The 21,162-nt window shown below is 68.7% G+C and carries 22 protein-coding genes; 15 read left to right on the top strand and 7 right to left on the bottom strand.

The features are described 5' to 3' along the window. The first annotated feature begins 59 nt into the window (after positions 1-59). From NBY65_RS02350 to NBY65_RS02325, 6 genes are all read left to right on the top strand, one after another. Positions 60-2,021: an elongation factor G gene (locus NBY65_RS02350; RefSeq protein WP_150044459.1), complete on the top strand. Its 1,962-nt coding sequence runs from the start codon at positions 60-62 to the stop codon at positions 2,019-2,021. Positions 2,022-2,233: 212 nt separating this feature from the next. After that, positions 2,234-2,617, top strand: a complete 384-nt coding sequence (locus tag NBY65_RS02345) for an OmpA family protein (protein ID WP_150044461.1) — start codon at positions 2,234-2,236, stop codon at positions 2,615-2,617. A gap of 27 nt (positions 2,618-2,644) precedes the next feature. After that, entirely contained in the window at positions 2,645-4,471 is a 1,827-nt protein-coding gene (gene recQ, locus NBY65_RS02340; protein ID WP_150044463.1) for a DNA helicase RecQ, read from the top strand. A 101-nt stretch (positions 4,472-4,572) separates the two neighbouring features. After that, positions 4,573-4,956: a Rap1a/Tai family immunity protein gene (locus NBY65_RS02335; protein WP_150044465.1), complete on the top strand. Its 384-nt coding sequence runs from the start codon at positions 4,573-4,575 to the stop codon at positions 4,954-4,956. Then, a complete protein-coding gene (locus NBY65_RS02330) occupies positions 4,956-5,222 on the top strand; it encodes a glycine zipper family protein (protein ID WP_150044467.1) in 267 nt (88 codons plus the stop codon). Before NBY65_RS02335 ends, NBY65_RS02330 begins: the two co-directional genes overlap by 1 nt. Before the next feature lie 385 nt (positions 5,223-5,607). Continuing rightward, entirely contained in the window at positions 5,608-5,862 is a 255-nt protein-coding gene (locus NBY65_RS02325; RefSeq protein ID WP_150044469.1) for a hypothetical protein, read from the top strand. 110 nt (positions 5,863-5,972) lie between these two features. Here NBY65_RS02325 and NBY65_RS02320 read toward each other — a convergent pair whose 3' ends face one another. The 3 genes from NBY65_RS02320 to NBY65_RS02310 all read right to left on the bottom strand — a co-directional run bounded on the left by NBY65_RS02320 (position 5,973) and on the right by NBY65_RS02310 (position 9,241). Then, entirely contained in the window at positions 5,973-7,775 is a 1,803-nt protein-coding gene (locus tag NBY65_RS02320) for an ABC transporter ATP-binding protein/permease (protein WP_150044471.1), read from the bottom strand. Positions 7,776-7,937: 162 nt separating this feature from the next. Next, the gene (locus NBY65_RS02315) at positions 7,938-8,216 is read right to left on the bottom strand and encodes a DUF3253 domain-containing protein (RefSeq protein WP_150044473.1); all 279 of its coding nucleotides are present in this window, start codon (positions 8,214-8,216) and stop codon (positions 7,938-7,940) included. Positions 8,217-8,398: 182 nt separating this feature from the next. Beyond that, positions 8,399-9,241: an EAL domain-containing protein gene (locus NBY65_RS02310; protein WP_150044475.1), complete on the bottom strand. Its 843-nt coding sequence runs from the start codon at positions 9,239-9,241 to the stop codon at positions 8,399-8,401. 238 nt (positions 9,242-9,479) lie between these two features. Between NBY65_RS02310 and NBY65_RS02305 the strand changes: the two genes are divergently transcribed. The 7 genes from NBY65_RS02305 to NBY65_RS02275 all read left to right on the top strand — a co-directional run bounded on the left by NBY65_RS02305 (position 9,480) and on the right by NBY65_RS02275 (position 16,207). Beyond that, positions 9,480-10,775 (top strand): CitMHS family transporter, encoded by a 1,296-nt coding sequence (locus tag NBY65_RS02305; RefSeq protein WP_150044477.1) that lies wholly within the window; start codon positions 9,480-9,482, stop codon positions 10,773-10,775. A 28-nt stretch (positions 10,776-10,803) separates the two neighbouring features. Then, complete coding sequence (locus tag NBY65_RS02300; RefSeq protein WP_150044479.1) at positions 10,804-12,144, top strand: acyclic terpene utilization AtuA family protein; 1,341 nt, start codon at positions 10,804-10,806, stop codon at positions 12,142-12,144. A gap of 2 nt (positions 12,145-12,146) precedes the next feature. Beyond that, positions 12,147-12,464, top strand: coding sequence for an AtuA-related protein (locus NBY65_RS02295; RefSeq protein ID WP_150044481.1), 318 nt, complete (start codon positions 12,147-12,149; stop codon positions 12,462-12,464). Between the two features lie 108 nt (positions 12,465-12,572). Continuing rightward, positions 12,573-13,235, top strand: a complete 663-nt coding sequence (locus NBY65_RS02290; RefSeq protein ID WP_150044483.1) for a CoA transferase subunit A — start codon at positions 12,573-12,575, stop codon at positions 13,233-13,235. Then, the gene (locus NBY65_RS02285; RefSeq protein WP_150044485.1) at positions 13,228-13,887 is read left to right on the top strand and encodes a 3-oxoacid CoA-transferase subunit B; all 660 of its coding nucleotides are present in this window, start codon (positions 13,228-13,230) and stop codon (positions 13,885-13,887) included. The genes NBY65_RS02290 and NBY65_RS02285 overlap by 8 nt, the downstream gene beginning before the upstream one ends. Before the next feature lie 36 nt (positions 13,888-13,923). After that, positions 13,924-15,099, top strand: coding sequence for an acetyl-CoA C-acetyltransferase (locus tag NBY65_RS02280; protein ID WP_150044487.1), 1,176 nt, complete (start codon positions 13,924-13,926; stop codon positions 15,097-15,099). 142 nt (positions 15,100-15,241) lie between these two features. Continuing rightward, positions 15,242-16,207 (top strand): LysR family transcriptional regulator, encoded by a 966-nt coding sequence (locus tag NBY65_RS02275; RefSeq protein ID WP_150044489.1) that lies wholly within the window; start codon positions 15,242-15,244, stop codon positions 16,205-16,207. 39 nt (positions 16,208-16,246) lie between these two features. On the opposite strand, the gene NBY65_RS02270 is transcribed toward NBY65_RS02275, so the two are convergent. Next, a complete protein-coding gene (locus NBY65_RS02270; RefSeq protein WP_150044491.1) occupies positions 16,247-17,458 on the bottom strand; it encodes a 6-phosphofructokinase in 1,212 nt (403 codons plus the stop codon). A gap of 359 nt (positions 17,459-17,817) precedes the next feature. Between NBY65_RS02270 and NBY65_RS02265 the strand changes: the two genes are divergently transcribed. Then, positions 17,818-18,462, top strand: coding sequence for an HD domain-containing protein (locus NBY65_RS02265; protein WP_150044493.1), 645 nt, complete (start codon positions 17,818-17,820; stop codon positions 18,460-18,462). A gap of 73 nt (positions 18,463-18,535) precedes the next feature. Then, positions 18,536-18,718 carry a hypothetical protein gene (locus NBY65_RS02260; protein ID WP_150044494.1) on the top strand — a complete coding sequence of 61 codons (183 nt, stop codon included), beginning with the start codon at positions 18,536-18,538 and terminating at the stop codon, positions 18,716-18,718. Positions 18,719-18,985: 267 nt separating this feature from the next. Here the strand turns inward: NBY65_RS02260 and NBY65_RS02255 are convergent, their stop codons facing one another. The 3 genes from NBY65_RS02255 to lepB form a co-directional block, all read right to left on the bottom strand. After that, positions 18,986-19,399: a GFA family protein gene (locus tag NBY65_RS02255; protein ID WP_150044498.1), complete on the bottom strand. Its 414-nt coding sequence runs from the start codon at positions 19,397-19,399 to the stop codon at positions 18,986-18,988. A gap of 82 nt (positions 19,400-19,481) precedes the next feature. Next, positions 19,482-19,643, bottom strand: coding sequence for a hypothetical protein (locus NBY65_RS02250; RefSeq protein WP_250265621.1), 162 nt, complete (start codon positions 19,641-19,643; stop codon positions 19,482-19,484). A gap of 223 nt (positions 19,644-19,866) precedes the next feature. Further along, positions 19,867-20,763 (bottom strand): signal peptidase I, encoded by an 897-nt coding sequence (gene lepB, locus NBY65_RS02245; RefSeq protein WP_162530829.1) that lies wholly within the window; start codon positions 20,761-20,763, stop codon positions 19,867-19,869. Between the last annotated feature and the right edge of the window lie 399 nt (positions 20,764-21,162).

Below are 21,162 nucleotides of genomic sequence, written 5' to 3'. Positions count from 1 at the left end.
GCGAACGATAAGGTCCGGCTGATCGGGCGGGATCACAGAGCCGGCCGAGGAGGGCATCCGTGTCACAAGCGCAATCCGGTCCCCGCACCGTCGCCATTGTCGGACCTTACGGCAGCGGCAAGTCCACCCTGTTCGACGCCCTGATCGCCGCCGCTGGCGGCCCCGCCCGACGTGGGGCGGCGCCGCGCGGCAGCACGCGTATTGCGCATTGCACGTTCCTCGACGAGCCCTGGGCCCTGATCGATTGTCCCGGTTCGGTCGAATCCGCGTACGAGGCCGAGGCCGCGCTGGCGGTGGCGGACATCGCCGTGGTGGTGTGCGACCCCGATCCCGCGCGCGTGCCCACGGTGGCGGGGCTGCTGCGCCGGCTGGAGGAAATCGGCCTGCCGACGATGGTGTTTGTCAACCGCATCGACACCCTGAACGGCCATGTGCGCGATACCCTGGCGGCGCTGCAGGGGATCACGCGGCGGCCGCTGGTGCTGCGCGAGGTGCCGATCCGCGAAGGCGAGACTGTCACCGGCTATGTCGATGTCGTCAGCGAGCGCGCCTACCAGTATCGCAAGGGGGCGGCCTCCGAGCTGATCGCGCTGCCCGATACGATGCGTGACCGCGAGCAGGAAGCGCGCGCGGCACTGGTGGAAGTGCTGGCCGATCACGACGACGCCCTGCTCGAGAAGGTGGTCGACGACATCAAGCCGACCCCGGCCGAGGTGTTCGAGCGGCTGCGCCTGGTGGAGGCGGAAGGGCATGTCACCGAGGTGCTGCTGGGCTGCGCCGAGCGTGACAACGGCGTGCGCCGGCTGTGGAAGGCGCTGCGCCATGACGCGCCGGCGGCGGCCAGCACTGCCGAGCGCCATCTGGTCGCGGCCGAGGGCGCGCCGCTGGTGCAGGTGTTCCGCACGCTCAATGCCGGTTATGGCGGCAAGCTGTCCTGGGCACGCATCTGGCGTGGCCCGGTGAAGGACGGGGCCACGCTGGAGGGCGGGCGCATCGGCGGCATGTGGCGCGCCGTCAACGGCGAGATGACCAAGATCCTCGAGGCCGGCAGCGGCGAGATCGTGGCACTCGGGCGGCTGGAAGGGGTCGCCACCGGCGCCGTGCTGGGTGAGGCCGGTGACGCCGACCTGGCGTTCCCGCCGCCGCCGCCGCCGGTCTATGCGATGGCCATCACCACCGCCGACCGCAAGGACGACGTGCGGCTGTCCGGTGCCCTGCAGAAGCTGGTGGAGGAAGATCCGGCCCTGACGCTGCGCCAGGATGCCGACCTGGGCGAGACCATTCTCGCGGGCCAGGGCGAGCTGCACCTGCGCGCCTCGATCGAGCGGCTGGCCAATGCCTTCGGGGTGAGGGTGAACACGCATCGCCCGCGCATCGGCTTCCGCGAGACCATCCGCAAGCCGGTGCACCAGCACGCGCGGCTGAAGCGGCAGACCGGCGGGCATGGCCAGTTCGCCGACGTGACGATCGACATCGCCCCGCGCGCCCGTGGCGAGGGCTACCAGTTCGTCGACAAGATCGTGGGCGGGGTGGTGCCGCGCCAGTTCATCCCTGCGGTCGGCGAGGCCGCCGAGGAAGCCGCGCGCAAGGGGGCCTATGGCTATCCGGTGGTCGACATCTCGGTGACGCTGGTCGATGGCGGCTTCCACAGCGTCGACAGCTCCGACATGGCCTTCCGCACCGCGGCCCGCATGGCCATGCAGGAAGCCTTGCCCAAGGCCGATCCGGTGCTGCTGGAGCCGATGCATCGCGTCACCGTGACGGTGCCGAACAGCTACACCGCCACCGCGCAGCGCCTGCTCACCGGGCGGCGTGGCCAGATCCTCGGCTATGGCGAGCGTGAGGGCTGGAGCGGCTGGGACGATGTCGAGGCCCTGGTGCCCGAGGCGGAGCTGCACGACTTCATCATCGAGCTGCGCAGCCAGACCATGGGCCTGGGCAGCTATCGCCATCACTTCGACCATCTTGCCGAGGCTCATGGCAAGGTGGTTCAGGAGGCGCAGAAGATGGCCGCCGGATAGCGGCCCGCCGCGAGTCGCATCCGGTGCAGGACATCGCCCCCGCACGCAGGCCCTGCGTGCGGGGGCTGTGCTGTCTGCATCCTGTCTGCATCCTGTTCGGGGCCTGCCATGGAATCGGTTCGTTGACATCCGGGTTGCGCAGGCCATGCCCGCGATTGACGTCCGGTGGTACGGGTGGGCAACGTACCAGCATACCATTTGGAGACTCGGTCATGCGTCGTCTGTTCATCCTGGGGATGCTGCTCGCGCTGGGGGCCTGTTCGCTGTTCGAGCCATCCGGTCAGCGTTATGTCGTGTTCTTCCAGGAGTTCTCGGCGGCGCTGGATGATCCGGCCAAGGCGGTGATCGCCAGCGCGGCCGACTGGGCGAAGGCCCATCCCGCCGCCCCGGTCGTGGTTTCCGGCTACGCCGATCCGGAAGGCAGCGCGCAGGCCAACAAGGATATTTCCCGCACCCGTGCGCAGGTCGTCGCCGATGGCCTGGTCGCGGGCGGGGTGACGGCGCAGCGCATCACCATCCGCGCGCGCGGCGAGGTCGGCTACACCATGGACGCGCAGGAATCGCGGCGCGTGACCATCGTGCTCGGCACTCCCTGATTGCCCGACGGTTCGACAGGAGCGGCGGTGGAACGGTCCGGCTCGCCGCTCGACGTATTGCGCCGGGTGTTCGGTTATCCCGGCTTTCGTGGCCTGCAGGAAGCCGCGGTGCGGCATGTCATGGGCGGCGGCGACGCGCTGGTGCTGATGCCGACCGGCGGCGGCAAGAGCCTGTGCTACCAGTTGCCGGCGCTGTGCCGGCCCGGCACCGCCATCGTGGTCAGCCCGCTGATCGCGCTGATGGACGACCAGGTGGCGGCGCTGCGCCAGCTCGGCATTGCCGCCGGCGCCCTGCATTCCGAGCTCGATCCGGACGAACAGCGCCGGGTCGGCCGTGCGCTCGATGCCGGGCAGCTTGATCTGGTCTATGTTTCGCCCGAACGCCTGCTCAGCCCCGGCACGCTGGAGCGGCTGCAGCGGCGCAGCCTGTCGCTGATCGCCATCGACGAGGCGCATTGCGTCAGCCAGTGGGGCCACGAGTTCCGGCCGGAATACCGGGCGCTGGCGGATCTGGCTGCGCGCTTTCCCGGCGTGCCGCGCATCGCCCTGACCGCCACCGCCGATCCGCGCACGCGCACGGACGTGCTGGAGGCGCTGGCGATGCAGGGCGCGCGCGTCTTCGTCGCCAGCTTTCACCGTCCCAACCTGCAGGTTGCCTGCGAGGCCAAGCGCGCCGAGAGCGCCCAGTTGCTGGAACTGCTGCACCGGCACCCGGACGAGGCCGGCATCGTCTATTGCGGCAGCCGGGCCAAGACCGAGCGCATGGCCGCGTGGCTGCAGGGCAAGGGGGTGGCCGCGGTCGTCTTCCATGCCGGCCTGCCGGCCGAGGCGAAGCGCGCGGCACTGGCGCGGTTCCGCTCGGGTGAGCCGGTGGTGGTGGTGGCGACCATCGCCTTCGGCATGGGCATCGACCGGCCGGATGTGCGCTTCGTCGCGCATCTGGACATGCCGGACAGCCCGGAAGCCTATTACCAGCAGATCGGCCGCGCCGGCCGCGACGGCGACCCGTCCGAGACCCTGCTGCTGTACGGCGGCGAGGACATCGCCCGGGCCCGTCACTGGCTGACGCAATCCGCGGCGCCGGAGGCGCAGAAGCGGGTGATGCACGACCGGCTGGAGGCGATGATCGCGCTGACCGAAACGGCCGGCTGCCGCACCCGTGCGCTGCTCGCCTGCTTCGGCGAGGATCTCGGCGCCGATTGCGGACATTGCGACAACTGCATCTCCCCGGTCGGCACCTTCGACGGCACCGTGGAGGCGCAGAAGCTGCTCTCGGCGGTCTATCGCACCGGCCAGCGTTTCGGCGCCGGGCACGTGATCAATGTCCTGCTCGGCAAGGCCTCCGAGATGGTGCTGCAGCGCCAGCACGACCGGCTGCCCACCTTCGGCATCGGTGCCGATCGCACCCGCAATTTCTGGCGCGGCGTGATCCGCCAACTGGTCGCGCGGGGGGCGCTGCAGGTTGAGAGCGGCGAGTTGCCGACGCTCTCCCTGGTCACGGAGAAAGCGCGCCCGATCCTGCGCGGCGAGGAACGGGTGATGCTGCGCGAAGACATCCTGATCGAACGCGACCGGCGGCGCGGTTCCCCCGAGCGCCGCAGCCGGGTGCGGCCAGGCATGGCCGAGGAGCCCGGGGGCACGCTGTTCGACGCCTTGCGGCTCTGGCGCTCGGGCGAGGCGCGGGCACAGGGCGTGCCGCCCTACGTGATCTTCCATGACAGCGTGCTGCGCGAGATCGCGGCGGTGCGGCCGGCGAGCCTCGACGAACTCGGGGAGGTGAAGGGCGTGGGGGCCAGCAAGCTCACACGCTACGGCGCGCGGGTGCTGGGCGTGGTGCGCGATACCCCGGTCTGAGCGCGGGAACTTCGATTGATTTCTACATCAGTACGGTTGCAAGATCCCGCCGTGAAGAACGGAGGGACACCATGAGGTGCCGTAATCTTCTGCCCGCTGCCATGCTCGCGATTCTGTTGCCCTGGGGGGCACGCGCGGCGGTGAGCCCGGAGAATTTCCAGCTTCGCAACGCAGGGGATCTCGCCGCACTTTGCGCCAGCGACCCAGCCGATCCCAGCGCCGTCGCCGCCATTCATTTCTGCCATGGCTTCGCCGAAGGCGCCTATGCGGTGCTGAAGATCGAGCAGGATGCTAATCCACGCCTGCGCCTGTTCTGCATGCCGCCCGCACCGCCCAGCCGCAATGCGGCAATCGGCGGGTTCGTCGCCTGGGTGAAGGCCGATCCGGCACGCGCCGCCCTGGCTCCGGCCGACGGGCTGGCCGGCTATCTGTCGCAGGCCTATCCCTGCCCGCCGACGGCGGCAACAAATACGCGGAGGAAATGATGCGCGGATTGGCTCTGGCACTTGGAACGGTGGTGCTGCTCGCGGGCTGCGCCGATCTCTCGCCCACCCAGCAACGGGCCCTGACCGGAACGACCGGCGGCGCCGCGGCCGGGGCACTCCTCGGGGCGATCGGCGGTAACGCCGGATTGGGGGCGGCCGCAGGTGCTGCCGCCGGGCTTGCGGGCGGGCTGCTGTACGACGCGCACAAGCAGTCCGAGGATGCCGCCTATCGCGCCGGCGTGCAGGCCGGACGCAGCGGCCGCTGATCCTTGGCGGGGCGTTGCCCCGCCCCCACCAGGGGCTCCGCCCCTGGACCGGGCCAAGGGCTTCGCCCTTGGAACCCATGATTCTGTGCCGCGCAGCGCGTCGCGGGTTCCAAGGGCCTTGTGGCCCTTGGTGGGTCAAGGGCGAAGCCCTTGCCTTGTCTGCTGCGCAGCACAGCTCCGCCTGGCGGACGGAACAAGTCAGCGTGACCGTTCCACCAGGATGGAACCTGGGAGTGGCTTGGATACTTCTCCGCGGGTGATCGCTGGCGCCTTGAAATCGCGTCGGATCAATACGTGAAGCCGAAGTAATCCACAAGAAAACAGTTTCCTGGCGTCGCGCCGGATTATGGCGGCGTCCGGTGCTGCAGAACCCGGGGAACTACACATGGACTTTGGACTCAGCCCAGTGCTGGACTTCACGGTGCGAATGATTCTCACCGTTTTTCTGCTTTATGCCCTGTATTGCTGGCTCGACTTCCTGTACCGCGGAAATAATCGCTACCCGAAAATATTCGGTGCCCTTGAGCGGGGGATCAGCTTCATTCTCAGCGCTCCGTTCGGTGGGGCCAAGAGCCTGGACGTGCTGTCGCGCCGCTCTTCCGAGCCGCGTCGTGATGTCTGGCGCAAGCCGGAAGCATAGTCTCCGACCTGCGCCTGAACTGTCGGGGCTGACGCTCCTGATTCCTCGGGGACGAGGGATCGGGAATCGTGCGTTCCGGGCCGGGATGCCACATCCCGGCCCGTGGCGCGTCAGGCCAGTTGGGCGGCGCGATCCACCAGCCGGCCGGGCCCTTCCGGCCCACGCTCGAACACCAGGTGGCGTTCGTGGAAGCCCGCCACCGCCGGCCGGTGCGCGATCGACACGATGGTCGTTTCCGGCAATCTTTGTCGCAGCAGCGCATAGAGCGCCGCCTCCGCCTCCGGATCGAGGCTCGCGGTGGCCTCGTCGAGGAACAGCCAGTCCGGCCGGGCCAGCAGCGCGCGGGCCAGCGCGAGCCGCTGCTGCTCGCCGCCCGAGAGGTGCTGCGCCCAGTTCTCCTCGTCATCCAGCTGCGCGGCCAGCCGGTCCAGCCCCACCGCGGCCAGGGCATCGTGCAGCTCCGCGTCGCTGTGGGCGGTGACCGGCGCGGGATAGGTGACGACATGTCGCAAGGTGCCGAGCGGGATATAGGGCCGCTGCGGCAGGAACAGCGTCCGGCCGGCGGGGCGGCGCACCTCGCCGCGCCCGAACGGCCAGATGCCGGCGAGCGCGCGGAACAGGGTCGATTTGCCGGATCCGGAGCGGCCGGTCACGATCACCGGCTCGCCGGGGCGCAGCGCCACGTCGGCATCCTGCAACAGCGCTTCCCCGCTGGGCAGCGCCAGGGTGGCGCCGCGCAACTCGTAGCCTTCGCCGCTGCCCGATTGCAGGTGCACCCCCTCGTCCGCGGCGGCGCGGGCGGTGGTGATGGCGCGCTGGAAGGTGGCAAGACGTTCCACGGTGGCGCGCCAGGCGGCGATGGTAGTGTAACTGTCCACGAACCAGCTCAACGCCCCCTGCACCTGTCCGAAGGCGCCCGCGGTCTGGGTCAGCGCGCCGAGGGTGATCTCGCCGGCGAAGAAGCGCGGCGCCGCCACCACGATGGGGAAGATGCTGGCGATCTGGCCATAGCCCGCGGTCAGCGCGGTCAGGTATTTGTAGCGCCGCATCAATTGCCACCAGTTGGCCGCCAGCGCCTCGAAGCGGGCGAGCAGGCCGCGCTGCTCCTCGGCCTCGCCGCCATAGAGCGCGATGCCCTCGGTGTTTTCGCGCATGCGCACCAGGGCGAAGCGGAAATCCGCCTCGACCCGCTGCTTGCGGAAATTCAGCATGGCCAGCGGCCGGCCGACCAGATGCGTCAGCACCGTGCCGATGATGGCGTAGACCAGCGCCACCCACACCATGTAGCCGGGGATGGAGACGCCGAGGATCGTCATCGGCCCCGACAGCGACCACAGGATGGCGATGAAGCTGAACAGCGAGACGATGGTGGAGAGCAGGTCGATGCCGAGGAACAGGATGCCGCGCACCCCCTCGACGCCGTCGCCGATGAAGGCGCGGAGGTCTTCGGCGATACGCTGGTCGGGGTTCTCGGTGCCGATGCCGCGGCGCTCGTCGTGGGGCGGGATCAGGCTGATGCGGTAATAGGCCCGGTCCGACAGCCAGTCATCGAGGAAGCGGGTGGTCATCCAGCGCCGCCAGCGGATCTGCAGCCACTGGGTCAGGTAGATGCGATAGACCGCGATGATGATGTAGCCGACCGCCACGCCGCAGAAGCCGGGCAGGATCCAGCCATCGGCGGTGACCTTCCAGGTCAGCAGCAGCGAGATGAAGCTGTCCCAGTCCTTCTCCTGCAGGCTGGTGAAGAAGGCGTTGTTCCAGAAGCTGAGCACCACCTCGGCGCCCACCAGCACCAGCCGCAGGGCGATGACGGTGGCCAGCATGCCGCAGGCGAACAGGCGTTCGTTGGACTGGGTGAAATAGGGCTTGGCGAGCTGCCAGGCGTCGCGGAGGAATTCGGCGAGATTGCGCATCGCGGGCTCCTCAGTGGGGGGCGGGACCGGCATCCGGGGCCGCGCGCCAGGCACCGGCCCGTGTGCGGTTCACGCCGACATCGCCGCGCCCGTACACGCTGCGCGACCTCGTGACCAGGGGGCGGCCCGCATCCGCGTGCCGTGACCACGCTGGCCCCTGCATCAGGGGCTGTCTCCGGGGCTGGCTTCCGTGGGGTGGACGCGCAGGCGGATGACGCCGCGGATCTCGCCATGCGGATCGACCGGCTTGCCCTTGCGCAGGATTTCGATCCGGCCGGCCTGGGCGAGGCGGATGGCGGCACGGCGCACGGCGGAGAGCTTGCCGTGCCAGGCGTCTCCCGGGACGAGGGCGCGGGCGACCTCGGTCGGGCAGATCGACCCGCCAGGGCCGCGCGCGGCGGTCAGGCGGAGGATCTCGGCTTCGGTGGCGGTATCGCTCATGCGGCGCGAGGGGCCTTGAGGCGTCCCAGGCCGGGGGCGGTCGGAACGATGCGGCGGATGCGGATCATGGGTGGCACATGACCGCATTCCGGCGGGCAGGCAAGTTGCAAGCCGTTCAGGCGCGCTGCGTCACCACAGGCGCGAACAGCCCGGCCTTGCATGCATCCGCAGGCGGGGCCGGATCATGCCGCGCCGCCCGGCCGCAGCGCCCCGGCGGGCAGCGGGTGGCCGAACAGGTAGCCCTGGCCCTCGTCGCAGCCACAGGCGGACAGGAAGGCCCGCTGCGCCTCGGTTTCGATGCCTTCGGCCACCACCTGCAGCCCCATGGCGTGGCCCGCGGCGATCACGGCCCGCGCGATCGCCGCATCCTCGTGATCGGCGGGCAGGTTGCGCACCAGCGAGCGGTCCAGCTTCATGGTGGTGAGCGGCAGGCGCTTGAGCATGCCCAGGCTGGCGAAGCCGGTGCCGAAATCGTCGAGGGCGATGCCGACGCCGAGATCGCGGATCGCCGACAGCATCAGCAGCATGTCGACGGCGACATCGACCAGCAGCCCTTCGGTCAGTTCCAGCTCCAGCCGCTCCGGGTCCAGGCCGGACAGTTCGAGCGCCGTGGCCACCTGCCCGAGCAGCAGCCCGTCCTCGAGCTGCCGCGCCGAGACGTTCACCGACACGATTGACGGCTCGGGCCAGGAGGCTGCCTCGCGGCAGGCTGCCTGCAGCACCCAGCCGCCGATCGCCCCGATTCGCCCGTTCTTCTCGGCAATCGGGATGAACTGGGCCGGCGGTACCATGCCGCGGCGCGGATGCTGCCAGCGGATCAGCGCTTCCGCGCCGGTCCGCTCGCCGCTGTCGAGCGCGATGCGGGGCTGGTAGTGCAGGATGAACGCGTTGGACTGCACCGCGCCGTCGATGTCACGCAACAACCGGCGCCGGTGCGCCGCCTCGCTGCGCGGGTCGGGGGCGAGCCGGAAGCGCGAAGCCGGGCCCTCGGGGCCGGTCGGGGGGAAGAGGGATGTCGAAACCATGCCGTCGTCTCGCTGGCCTGTACGCGTCCCAGAATCCGATCCAATGGTCACCAATCGGTTAAGGCGTGCTGGCGGCAATCTGCCGGCGATACGGCCTGGGGGTGGCCCGTGGGTGTGGCGGGCGCCTGGATTTATGCGATGCGTTTATGAACCTATCAGACAAATGTCTTGGACGTATTAATTGAGGATGTGGTTCCCTCTCACAAGACACCAAAACAAATAAATGTGAGTGGAGGTCATGCTGGCACTGATTTGCTTGCTGGTAATCAGCATAATGCTGATCGCCATCCTGCGCGATTGGATGTCGCCCATCGTCGCACTGATCGTTATTCCGATTCTTGGTGCTCTTTTTGCCGGTTTTGGGCTTGATACTTCAAAATTTATCATCAAGGGCATTTCCTCGATCGCGCCGACCGCGGGAATGTTCGTCTTCGCCATCCTTTACTTCGGCATCATGACCGATGCCGGGATGCTCGATCCGATCATCGGCGGCATCCTCAGGCGGGTCGGGCTGCGCCCGGCGCGGATCACCTGCGGCACGGTGCTGCTGGCCGGGCTGGTGCACCTGGACGGCTCGGGCGCCGTGACCTTCCTGGTCACCATCCCGGCGATGCTGCCGCTGTACGAGCGGCTTGGCATGGACCGGCGCATCCTGGCCCTGTGCGCCTCGCTGGCCGCCGGCATCAACTTCCTGCCCTGGACCGGGCCGGTGATCCGTGCCGCCGCGGCACTGCATGTCACCACCACGGAGATCTTCAATCCGCTCATCGCCGTGCAGGGCGTGGGCTGGGTGTTCGCCTTCACCGTGGCCTGGCTGCTGGGCAAGCGCGAGGAACGGCGGCTGGGGCTGACCGATCATGCCGATGCCCCCGCGCCCACCCGCACGCTGACCGAGGCCGAACTGGAATTGCGCCGGCCGAAGCTGTTCGTGCCGAACCTGCTGCTCACCGCCGTCATCATGACGGTCATGATCGGCGGCTGGGTCGATCCGGTGGTGATGTTCATGCTCGGCACCGCGCTCGCGCTGCTGCTGAACTATCCGGCGGTCAAGGCGCAGAAGCAGCGCATCGACGCGCATGCCAAGGCGGCGCTGATGATGGCCTCGATCCTGCTCGCGGCCGGCTGCTTCACCGGCATCATGAGCGGCACCGGCATGCTGAAGGCGCTCGCCGCCGCGGCGGTGGGCTTCATCCCCGCGGACATGGGCCAGCATCTGCCGGTGGCGCTGGCGGTGCTGTCGATGCCGCTGTCCATGGTGTTCGATCCCGACAGCTTCTATTTCGGCGTGCTGCCGGTGGTGGCGGAAGTGGGCCAGCATTTCGGCGTCGCCCCGCTCGCCATGGGCCAGGCCGCCGTGCTGGGGCAGATGACCACCGGCTTCCCGGTCAGCCCGCTGACGCCGGCCACCTTCCTGGTCGTCGGGCTGTCGCGCATCGAACTGCGCGAGCATCAGCAATTCGCCTTCCTCTACCTGTTCGGGGCCACGCTGGTCATGACCGCCGCCGCTGTCGTCCTCGGCGTCCTGCCGCTCTGACCCCATCATCCGCTCAAGGAACACGGTCATGCGAACCATCAGGATCGGCTCGGGCGCCGGCTATTCCGGCGACCGCATCGAGCCGGCCGTCGAACTGGTGGAGAAGGGCGGGATCGCCTATCTCTGCTTCGAATGCCTCGCCGAGCGCACCATCGCCATCGGCCAGCAGGCCAGGCTCGCCAATCCGGGCGCCGGCTACGACCCGCTGCTGGAAGCCCGGATGCGGGCGGTGCTGGCGGGGGCGAAGGCCCGCGGCGTGCGCATCATCACCAACATGGGCGCGGCCAATCCCGAGGCGGCGGCGGCGAAGACCCGCGACATCGCCCGCGAACTCGGGCTGACCGGCCTGAAGATCGCGGCGGTGTACGGCGATGACGTGCTCGCCGGGCTCCTGGCCGCCGACGTGGCGATCACCGAGACCGGCGCCCCGGTCTCGATCATGCGCGAGAGCCTGGTTTCCGCCAACGCGTATCTCGGCATCGCGCCGATCGTGGCGGCGCTGGCCGCCGGGGCCGACGTGGTCATCACCGGCCGCGTCGCCGACCCGGCGCTGTTCCTCGCGCCGCTGGTGTACGAGTTCGGCTGGGCCGAGGATGACTGGGACCGGCTCGGCAAGGGCACGGCGGTGGGGCATCTGCTGGAATGCGCCGGGCAGGTGACCGGCGGTTATTTCGCCGACCCCGGCGTGAAGGACGTGGCCGGGCTCGCCCGGCTCGGCTTCCCGATCGCCGAGGTGGCCGAGGACGGCAGCGCGGTGATCACCAAGGTGGCGGGATCCGGCGGGCGCGTCACCCCGGCCACCTGCAAGGAACAACTGCTCTACGAGATCCACGATCCGACCAGCTACTACACCCCGGACGTGATCGCCGATTTCTCCGCCATCACCGTCACGGAGGAGAGCTTCGACCGGGTACGGATCGCGGGCGCCACCGGACGGGCGCGACCGGACACGCTGAAGGTCTCGGTCGGCTATCGCGACGGCTTCGTGGGGGAGGGGCAGATCTCCTATGCCGGCGGCGGCGCGGTCGGGCGCGGCCGGCTGGCGCTGGAGATCGTGCGCGAGCGGCTGGCGCTGACGGGCGTGCGCGCCAGCGAGCTGCGCTTCGATCTGATCGGCATCGATGCGATCCACGGCGCCGCTCTTTCACGCGCTGCGGGGGAGCCGCATGAGGTGCGCGTGCGCGTCATCGGCCGCACCGACAGCATGGCCGAGGCCGTGCGCATCGGCAACGAGGTGGAGACGCTCTACACTAACGGCCCGGCCGGCGGTGGTGGCGCGACGAAGTCTGCGCGGCCGGTGGTGGCGATGCTCTCGGCGCTGCTGCCGCGCGCTTCCGTGACCCCCACCGTCGCGTATCTGGAGGCGTAACCATGAAGCTTCGCGACATCGCGCATTCGCGCACCGGCGACAAGGGCGACATTTCCAACATCTCGCTCATCGCCTTCGATCCGAAGCACTATGCCGCGCTTGCCGCCTTTGTCACCGCCGAGCGGGTGCGCGCGCACTTCGCCGGGGTGGTGCGCGGCAAGGTGGTCCGTTACGAAATCCCAAGCCTGGGCGCGCTGAATTTCGTGATGGAGCAGGCGCTCGGGGGCGGGGTCACGCGGTCCCTGGCGCTCGATGCGCACGGCAAGTGCCTGGCCTCGGCGCTGCTCGACATGGATATCCCCGACAGCCTCGCCGGCTGAGCCGGCTTCCGCTTTTCCCACCCGCCTGCACGCGGCTGCCCCCTGGCATGGGCCGGCCGCGTCCCCGCGCAGTCCCGGCGGCGCAGTTGCCCGCCGGAGGAGATACACGTGAACAAGGCCAGGAATATCACCGAAGCGGTCGAGATGATTTCCGACGGTGCCTCGGTCATGGTCGGCGGCTTCATGGGCGGCGGCACGCCGCACCGGCTGATCGCCGAACTCGTCCGCCAGGGCCGCAAGGACCTGACGCTGATCGCCAACGACACCGCCCGTCCGGGCTTTGGTCTTGGCCGGCTGATCGATGCGGGGGCCGTGCGCCGGCTGCACGCCACGCATATCGGCACCAATCCGGAGACCCAGAAAAAGATGATCGCCGGCGAGATCGAGGTGGAGCTGACGCCGCAGGGCAGCTTCGCCGAGCGCATCCGTGCGGGCGGGCACGGGCTCGGCGGCGTGCTGACCGCGACCGGGCTCGGCACCGCGGTCGCCGAAGGCAAGCGCACCATCGAGATCGATGGCCGCAGCTTCCTGCTGGAATTGCCGCTGCGCGCCGATTTCGCGCTGATCGCCGCCTATCGTGCCGATTACCTCGGCAATCTCGAATACGAGCTGACCGGGCGCAACTTCAATCCGGTGATGGCCATGGCGGCCGATACCGTGATCGCGGAGGCGCATGACATCGTGCCGGTGGGCGTCATTCCCCCCGATCACGTGGTCACGCCGCATCCGCTGGTCGATGTCATCACCGGGGGGAACGTGGGCCATGCATGAGAAGACGCTGATCACCCGCCGGGTGGCGCAGGAATTGCGGCCGGGCGACCTGGTCAATCTCGGCATCGGCATGCCCTCGCTGGTGGCCAACCACATCCCGCCGGGCGTGCAGGTGTTCTTCCAGGCCGAGCACGGGCTGATCGGCATGGCACCGCCGCCGCGTGCCGGGCTCGAGACCGGCTTCATGACCGATGCCGGCGGCAACCTGATGGGGGCCTATCCCGGCGCCTGTGCCTTCGACAGTTGTTTCTCCTTCGGGCTGATCCGGGGCGGGCATCTCTCGGTGACCGTGCTCGGTGGCTTGCAGGTGGACGAGCTGGGGCGGCTGGCCAACTGGATGGTGCCCGGCAAGATCGTCCCCGGCATGGGCGGGGCCATGGACCTCGTCTCCGGCGCGAAGCGGGTCATCGTCGCCATGACCCACACCGCCAAGGGGGCGCCCAAGGTGGTGCGCCGGTGCTCCCTGCCGATCACGTCGCTGCGGCGCGTGGACCTGCTGGTGACGGAGCTTGCCGTCATCGAACCCACCGACGACGGCCTGCTGGTGCGCGAGATCGCGCCCGGTGTCAGCCGCGATGCGCTGCAGGAAGCCACCGAGGCGCGGTTGCTGATCCCGGATCATGTGCCGGTGATGCAGTTCGGCGAAGCCTGAGCGGCACGGTTGGTGGCAGGAACAGGAGTGCATCGGATGACCCATGACATCGTCATCGTCGCGGCGGTACGGACGCCTGTCGGCAGCTTCAACGGGGGCCTTGGCACCTTGCCGGCACACGCGCTCGGCGCCGTGGCGATCCAGGCGGCGATCGCCCGGGCCGGCATCGAAGCCGGCGACGTGGACGAGGTGATCCTCGGCCAGGTGCTGACCGCCGCCCAGGGGCAGAACCCCGCCCGCCAAGCCGCCCGGCTCGCCGGCATCCCCGATGGCAAGACCGCCTTCGGCATCAACCAGGTCTGCGGCTCGGGGCTGCGCGCCGTGGCGCTGGCCGCCCAGCAGGTCCGCACCGGCGAGAGCGCGATCGTGCTGGCCGGCGGACAGGAGAGCATGAGCCAGTCCACCCACGCGGCCTGGCTGCGCGCGGGACAGAAGATGGGCGACCTCGCCATGGTCGACACCATGATCCGGGACGGGCTGTGGGACGCCTTCAATGGCTACCACATGGGCGTCACCGCCGAGAACGTGGCCCGCGCCTACGGGATCAGCCGCGAGGAGCAGGACGCCTTCGCCCTGGCCAGCCAGCAGAAGGCCGCCGCCGCGCAGAAGGCCGGCAGGTTCCGCGACGAGATCGCCCCGGTTACCGTCAAGGGCCGCAAGGGCGAGGTGCTGGTGGAGCAGGACGAGTATATCCGCCACGACGCCTCGGCCGAGAGCATGGCGAAGCTGCGCCCGGCCTTCAGCAAGGACGGCACCGTCACTGCCGGCAATGCCAGCGGCATCAATGACGGCGCGGCGGTGCTGGTGGTGACCTCTGCGGCCGAGGCGTCCCGGCGCGGGCTGGCGCCGCTGGCGCGCATCGCCGCCTTCGCCACCGCCGGGGTCGATCCGGCGGTGATGGGCACCGGCCCGATCCCGGCCACCCGCAAGGCACTCGCGCGGGCCGGCTGGACCCCGGGTGACCTCGACCTGATCGAGGCCAACGAAGCCTTCGCCGCCCAGGCCTGCGCCGTGAACAAGGATCTGGGCTGGGATACCGCCCGGGTGAACGTCAATGGCGGCGCCATCGCCATCGGCCATCCGATCGGGGCCTCCGGCGCCCGCGTGCTGGTGACGCTGCTGCACGAGATGCGGAAGCACGACGCGAAGAAGGGCCTGGCCACGCTGTGCATCGGCGGCGGCATGGGCGTGGCGCTGGCGGTCGAGAGATAAAGGGGAAGAAAGGCAAGGGCTCCGCCCTTGACCCGGCAGGGGCCACAAGGCCCCTGCACCCCAAAAGCGCTGCGCGGCAGGGAGGTCTGAAGATGCCGCCAATTATTGCGTGAAAGTGCGAAATTTGCCAAACTCATAAAAAATGCGCATCAATATAACCCCACAACAACTCGCCGCCTTCCTGCGCGTGGCCGAGACGCTCAGTTTCAGCGAAGCCGCCACGCAGCTCGCGGTTTCACAACCGGCTTTGAGTCGCACCATCAGGTTGATGGAAGAAACGCTCGGGGCACGTCTGCTGGACCGCGATACCCGCAACGTCACGCTCACCCCGGCCGGGCAGGAACTCCGGCCGATCGCCCTGCGCATCGTCCGCGAGTTCGAAAGCAGCTTCAGCGAGCTGTCGCGCTTCGTCACCGGTCAGCGTGGCCGCGTGGTGATCGCGACCCTGCCGTCCATGGCGGCGGTGCTGTTGCCCGGCACCATCGCGCATTTCCGCGAGACCCGTCCCGATGTGGATTTCCAGATCCTCGATGCGCATTCGGGACAGGTGCATGATTCGGTGGCGGACGGGCTGGCCGAGATCGGACTGACGGCGCAGCCCAGCCCCGATCGCCAGCTTGTCTACCATCCGTTGCTGACCGACGAGTTCGGGCTGGTCTGCCGCAAGGACGATCCCCTGGCTGAAGGGGGCGCGGTGCCCTGGAGTATCTTCGGCAACCGGTCTTTCATTGCCATGTCGAAGGGATCGAGCGTGCGTGCCAGCACCGATGCGGCCTTTCTCCAGGCCCGGTTGCCGGTCGCCCCCTTGTTCGAGTGCAGTTTCCTGGCGACGGCCCGGGCGCTGGTGAACGCGCGCCTTGGCATTACCGCGCTGCCCGGACTGACCGTGCCGCTGATGGCGGAATCCGGACTGGTCTGGCGGCGGCTGATCGACCCGGTGCTGTGCCGTTCGCTCGGGGTGGTGCACCGGGCCGGCGCCACGCTTGCGCCGGCGACGCTCGATTTCATCGCCCATCTCCGCCAGGAGGTCCGGCGCCGCAGCGCGGCCGTACACGAGGAAGGGGCGGTGCGGCCGGTCGAGGAAACCGCGGGGTCCCCCCCCTGGTAGGACCGCTGGCCGGCCCGGAAGCCGGCCGGCCGGCCGCTTTTACTTCAGGATCTTCGCGACCCTGTTCTGCCGCAGGCGGTAGGCGTCCGGCATCGACTTGCCGAGCAGCGGACGAAGATAGAGCCGATAGGCGTCGGTCACGTCGGTGCCGCTGGCGGCGATGAATTCATCAGGCATGGTGCGGGTCTTGCCGGCCACCGCTTCCAGCGGCACCAGCCGGTAATCCACCGAATAATACCCGGTCCGCTCGATCGTCACCGAACCGTTGGTCTCGCCCCACATGGCATACTGCACCGCCTTCTCGCCGGCTTCGCGCGCCTCGCGCTGGTCGACATCGGAGACGCAGCCGATGAAGGAACGCTGCAGGTAGCCGAGCGTGTCGGCGCGGACGCGGCTGATGCCAAGCCTGTCCTTGACCTGGTCGCACAGCAGCCCGGCCAGGGCGCCGCTGCCGGAGAGCTGGACATTGCCATGCGCGTCGCGCTCGATCTGCCGGGCGAGCTGCAGCGCGATCGGGGTGCCGGAATCGTCGTGGATGCCCTCGGACACCGCGACCACGCAGCGGCCGTAGGTTTCGATCGCGCGTTTCACGTCGGTCAGGAAGGCGTCGAGCCGGAAGGTGCGTTCCGGCAGGTAGATCATGTGCGGGCCGTCGTCAGGGAACTTCTTGCCGAGCGCCGCGGCGGCGGTCAGGAACCCGGCATGGCGGCCCATGACCACGCCGATATAGACGCCCGGCAGCGAACGGTTATCCAGGTTGGCGCCAAGGAAGGCCTGCGTGACGAAGCGCGCGGCGGACGGAAAGCCGGGCGTGTGGTCGTTCAGCATCACGTCGTTGTCGATCGTCTTCGGGATGTGCACGCAGCGGATCGGGTGATTGGCCTTCTGCGCTTCCTCGGCGACGATGCGGATCGTGTCGGAGGAATCATTGCCGCCGATATAGAAGAAATAACGGATCTGGTGCGCCTTCAGGACCCTGAAGATCTCCTGGCAATATTTCAGATCCGGCTTGTCCCGCGTCGAGCCGAGCGCGGAGGAGGGCGTCTCGCCGACCATTTCCAGATTATGCGTGGTTTCCTGGGTCAGATCGACGAAGTCCTCGTCGATGATGCCACGCACGCCATGCAGCGCCCCGTAGACCAGGCTGACATTGCGGAATTTCCGCGCCTCCAGCACCACGCCGACGAGCGACTGATTGATGACCGCGGTCGGACCACCGCCCTGGGCCACCAGAACTTTTCCTTGTAGCACGGCACATTTCTCCGCTGGGAAGGCGTTGGGGCGGCCGTCTTCGTCGCGTCAGTATGGGCGATTGCCGCGCGGGCCGTAAATCTTCTTTCCCGTCCGGTATCGAATCCGGATCGCCCGTGACCAGATTTGCATCACCCTTCGGGCACCTGTGGGTTTTATATGGCCGGTGGTCATCGCCAGTTATGCGCGCAGACGGCCTTGTCGGCGGCATCGCGCCCGGGCAAACGCAACGCACAGCGAAGGTGAATGAAGGATCACATGATCATGCCATCGACCGTCACGGGTCACTCTGTTCGAAGCGGCGCCGGTCGTGCGGACCCGTGCCGGCGGATGTGGCGAGCGGGTTCACGGCGGCCCGCATGAGCCCCGACGCTTTCACGCCCCATGTGGCCCTGGCCGCACGGTTGCTGCCCCGGCTCGATGCCGGCGACGACGGCGCCCACGACCTGGCCCATCTGCTGCGGGTCTGGCGCAACGCCCAGGCGATCGCCGCCGTGGAAGGCGGCGCCGGAGACGTGCTTGCCGCGGCGGTGCTGCTGCATGATTGCGTGGCGGTGGAAAAATCCTCGCCTTTGCGCGCGCAGGCATCGCGCCTGGCTGCCGACCGGGCACGGGACATCCTGGGGGACCTCGGCTGGCCGGCGGAGCGGATCGAGGCAGTGGCGCACGCCATCGCCGCGCACAGCTTCTCGGCCGGCATCGCGCCGGCTTCGCTCGAGGCCCGCGTGCTGCAGGATGCCGACCGGCTGGATGCGATCGGCCATATTGGCATCGCCCGTTGCTTCTACACCGGTGGCCGACTGGGCTCGGCGCTGTACGATCCCTGGGACATCCGGGCGGAGCGGCGGCAACTGGACGATGCGCATTACGCGCTCGACCATTTCCGCGCCAAGCTGCTGCGGCTTGCGGATGGTTTCCAGACCGGCACCGGCGCGCGCATGGCCGCGCAGCGGACGCAGGTCATTGCCACGTTCCTTGCCGGTTTCGAGCAGGAACTCGGCTGACCGGCGCAACGCGGCGCGCAACCGGCCGGTGGCGAGGGTCGTTGTGTACGACAATCGCCAAAGGAGAACCGGCATGACCGCACATCTGCCTCCGGTGCCCCCGGACCAGCGCAGTGACAAGGCGACCGGTGCATCCCCCGCCCAGCGCCATGGCGGAGAGGTGCGGCCGCCGCGGGACCCGAACACCGCGGAACAGGGCCGCCAGGGCAATATCAAGCAGAACACGACCCATCAGGGTCATCAGCAGGACCGCTGATCATGATCCGGAGCAGGGGGGAAAGCGGGCGTTTCGGCGGTCCCGGCAGCAGTCACCAGGATCGGGACCATCCGGGCAGGAACCGGCAGGAAACCGGCCACAAGGGCGGCGGCACGCATGCCGGCGCGGCGGAACCCGGATCACCCACCAACAGTCGCAACAGCCGGCACTCCGGCGGCGGCGGGGAACGGGATCTGCATCATACCCATGACCCGCGGACGAAATCCTGAGGCCCAGGAAATCCTGAGGCCCAGCCGGGACCGTTCGTCAGCGTCTGGTGGCCTGACGCGGAAAGCGGCGGCGCTCGCCCCGCAACTGCACCCAGGGCTGAGCGCTGTCGCAGAAGATCTCGGCGGTCGGGTGCACCACGGCGGGATCATCAAGCGTGCCGGCTGCCAGCAGCAGCAGCTCGGGCGTGGTCGTCACTTCCACGGTCAGGCTTGATCCGCAATTCGGGCAGAAGCCACGCGTGATCGAACGTCCCGAATCGCCCGCCCCCTGATAGTGCCGCAGATCACCGAGGATGGTGACCGCTTCACGGGGAAAGGCGACGACCGTGCCGAAGGCGGAGCCGGTGGCGCGCTGGCAATCACGGCAATGGCAGATGCCGGTGAAGGCCGGCGCTGCCGTCGCCGTGTAGCGGATCCGGCCACACAGGCACCCGCCCGAAACCATGCTCATCGCTGTGTTTCCCCCCTGGTCGCTTTTTGTGCCGGCACCGAAGCGATGCGGCATGGCGCATGCGCCCCGGAGCCGGCCGGGATCAACCGGCGGGGTGCTTGGCTTCCCACTCGGCCGCGACTTCTTCGCAGGTTTCGGCCAACTCCTTCAGCTCGCGGAGTGTCGCTTCGTCTGCTTCCGGTTCCTGGACGGCGCGGTCGCGGAACTGGGTGGCCTGCTCGCGGAGATAGTTCACGTATTGCATCGTACGTCCCCGTCCTGAAAGGCCTGGTTGACGACACGAGCGCCCCCTTCGGGGCTGCGCGTGCTGCAGGGCGGATCCGACTCGCGTCTGGCGAAGATCACACATGTGTCGGACGCATCGCAGCGGCCGCAGCATAAGCATGCGCCGTTGCCGCCGCAACTGCGGCCTCGTGTCGTCTGCAATGGTCGGGCCCCGTGACGACCATGTGTTGACGACCACGTGCTCAGCGGATTGCCTGCCCGATACGCCCGGCATCCCTGGACCAGAAGATGACGGCGGCGCGGCCGATCACCAGCTCCCGCGGCACCAGCCCCACCGCCGAGGGCACGCGGCTGTCGAGGCTGTCATCGAGATTGTCTCCCATGACGAACAGCTCGTCCGGCCCGAGCGTGGTGGCCGGGGTGTCGTCGAGCACGCTGCCGGCTTCGGTTTTCAGCACCACGTAGCTGTGTCCGTCCGGCAGCGTCAGGCGCCGGCGATAGGTGCCGGGGGCAGCGGCGCCGAGATCCTCCTGCGGCACCTCGCGTCCGTCGATCATCAGACGGCCGTGCTGCATCTGCACCGTCTGGCCGGGCAGGGCGACGAGGCGCTTGACATAATCGACGCTGGGATCGCGCGGCAGGCGGAAGACGATGACGTCGCCCGGCTGCAACGCCGCGCGCGCCGCCTCGCTGCCATCGGCGATGAAGCGGTCGCCGACCTGCAGCGTCGGCAGCATCGACGACGAGGGCACCGTGAAGGCGCTCCAGCCGAGATCTTCCGGCAGGATCTCGAAGCCAAGGCTGATGGCGACCAGCACTACGCCCCAGGTCCAGGTGGAGCGGCGCCATCCGGGGCGCACCCAGTCATGGCCGTGCCGCACCGCGTGCCAGGCATGCAGGGCGGCGGCACCGTTCAGCGCGATCGTGAACAGTACCATGCCGAGCGTGGCCGCGAGCACCGCCGGCGAGAGCAAGGTCGCGCCGGTGACCGCGACGAAGGCCGTGGCATTGGCGATCGACGCGAGCGCGAAGCCGAGGGCGGCACGATAGCGCTGCGCGTACACCTGCCCGAGTCCCGGCACGAAAAACGACAGCACGGCGGCCCAGGCGGCGTTGGGGGCGGGGTTGAGCGGTCGCATCAGGACAATGCCATGGCCAGGACCTGCCTTGAAGGAAAGGCCGCGCGGCCCAAGGGGAATCGGCTGCGTCTCACGCCGCGGGCGATCGGCGAGGGGGGAACGGGAAGCGATACGATCATGCCGTGTCCTCGGTGCCGGGGCCTGCGGCTGTGATCCCAGATCAGCCTCGCCTTGGCAACTCGGCCCCGGTGGTGAAGTGCCGGCAGGCATGGGATCCCGGCGCCATTCCGATAATTTTTACTTTATCATAACGTTATATTTGTATGGATGTGGTAGAATATATTGCGATCTAGAAGAAATATTTGATCATCGACCCTGATCCGGGGCGTTCAATCAATGTCTCCCGCGTGCCCCGGCGCGCTGCTATCATTCATTTCGCCGATATCCGCCTGGGGAGCC

Source organism: Rhodovastum atsumiense, from assembly GCF_937425535.1.
GTDB lineage: Bacteria > Pseudomonadota > Alphaproteobacteria > Acetobacterales > Acetobacteraceae > Rhodovastum > Rhodovastum atsumiense.
Note: the sequence above shows the minus strand (reverse complement) of the source record. Positions and strands in the feature narration are given on the sequence as shown.

What these genes read in the sequence shown, in the direction of transcription:
- NBY65_RS02345 (WP_150044461.1), top strand. Translation starts at nt 2,234, where the DNA reads ATGCGTCGTCTGTTCATCCTGGGGATGCTGCTCGCGCTGGGGGCCTGT.
- NBY65_RS02335 (WP_150044465.1), top strand. Translation starts at nt 4,573, where the DNA reads ATGCTCGCGATTCTGTTGCCCTGGGGGGCACGCGCGGCGGTGAGCCCG.
- NBY65_RS02330 (WP_150044467.1), top strand. Translation starts at nt 4,956, where the DNA reads ATGCGCGGATTGGCTCTGGCACTTGGAACGGTGGTGCTGCTCGCGGGC.
- NBY65_RS02325 (WP_150044469.1), top strand. Translation starts at nt 5,608, where the DNA reads ATGGACTTTGGACTCAGCCCAGTGCTGGACTTCACGGTGCGAATGATT.
- NBY65_RS02320 (WP_150044471.1), bottom strand. Translation starts at nt 7,775, where the DNA reads ATGCGCAATCTCGCCGAATTCCTCCGCGACGCCTGGCAGCTCGCCAAG.
- NBY65_RS02315 (WP_150044473.1), bottom strand. Translation starts at nt 8,216, where the DNA reads ATGAGCGATACCGCCACCGAAGCCGAGATCCTCCGCCTGACCGCCGCG.
- NBY65_RS02310 (WP_150044475.1), bottom strand. Translation starts at nt 9,241, where the DNA reads ATGGTTTCGACATCCCTCTTCCCCCCGACCGGCCCCGAGGGCCCGGCT.
- NBY65_RS02305 (WP_150044477.1), top strand. Translation starts at nt 9,480, where the DNA reads ATGCTGGCACTGATTTGCTTGCTGGTAATCAGCATAATGCTGATCGCC.
- NBY65_RS02300 (WP_150044479.1), top strand. Translation starts at nt 10,804, where the DNA reads ATGCGAACCATCAGGATCGGCTCGGGCGCCGGCTATTCCGGCGACCGC.
- NBY65_RS02295 (WP_150044481.1), top strand. Translation starts at nt 12,147, where the DNA reads ATGAAGCTTCGCGACATCGCGCATTCGCGCACCGGCGACAAGGGCGAC.
- NBY65_RS02285 (WP_150044485.1), top strand. Translation starts at nt 13,228, where the DNA reads ATGCATGAGAAGACGCTGATCACCCGCCGGGTGGCGCAGGAATTGCGG.
- NBY65_RS02280 (WP_150044487.1), top strand. Translation starts at nt 13,924, where the DNA reads ATGACCCATGACATCGTCATCGTCGCGGCGGTACGGACGCCTGTCGGC.
- NBY65_RS02275 (WP_150044489.1), top strand. Translation starts at nt 15,242, where the DNA reads ATGCGCATCAATATAACCCCACAACAACTCGCCGCCTTCCTGCGCGTG.
- NBY65_RS02265 (WP_150044493.1), top strand. Translation starts at nt 17,818, where the DNA reads ATGAGCCCCGACGCTTTCACGCCCCATGTGGCCCTGGCCGCACGGTTG.
- NBY65_RS02260 (WP_150044494.1), top strand. Translation starts at nt 18,536, where the DNA reads ATGACCGCACATCTGCCTCCGGTGCCCCCGGACCAGCGCAGTGACAAG.
- NBY65_RS02255 (WP_150044498.1), bottom strand. Translation starts at nt 19,399, where the DNA reads ATGAGCATGGTTTCGGGCGGGTGCCTGTGTGGCCGGATCCGCTACACG.
- NBY65_RS02250 (WP_250265621.1), bottom strand. Translation starts at nt 19,643, where the DNA reads ATGCAATACGTGAACTATCTCCGCGAGCAGGCCACCCAGTTCCGCGAC.
- lepB (WP_162530829.1), bottom strand. Translation starts at nt 20,763, where the DNA reads ATGCGACCGCTCAACCCCGCCCCCAACGCCGCCTGGGCCGCCGTGCTG.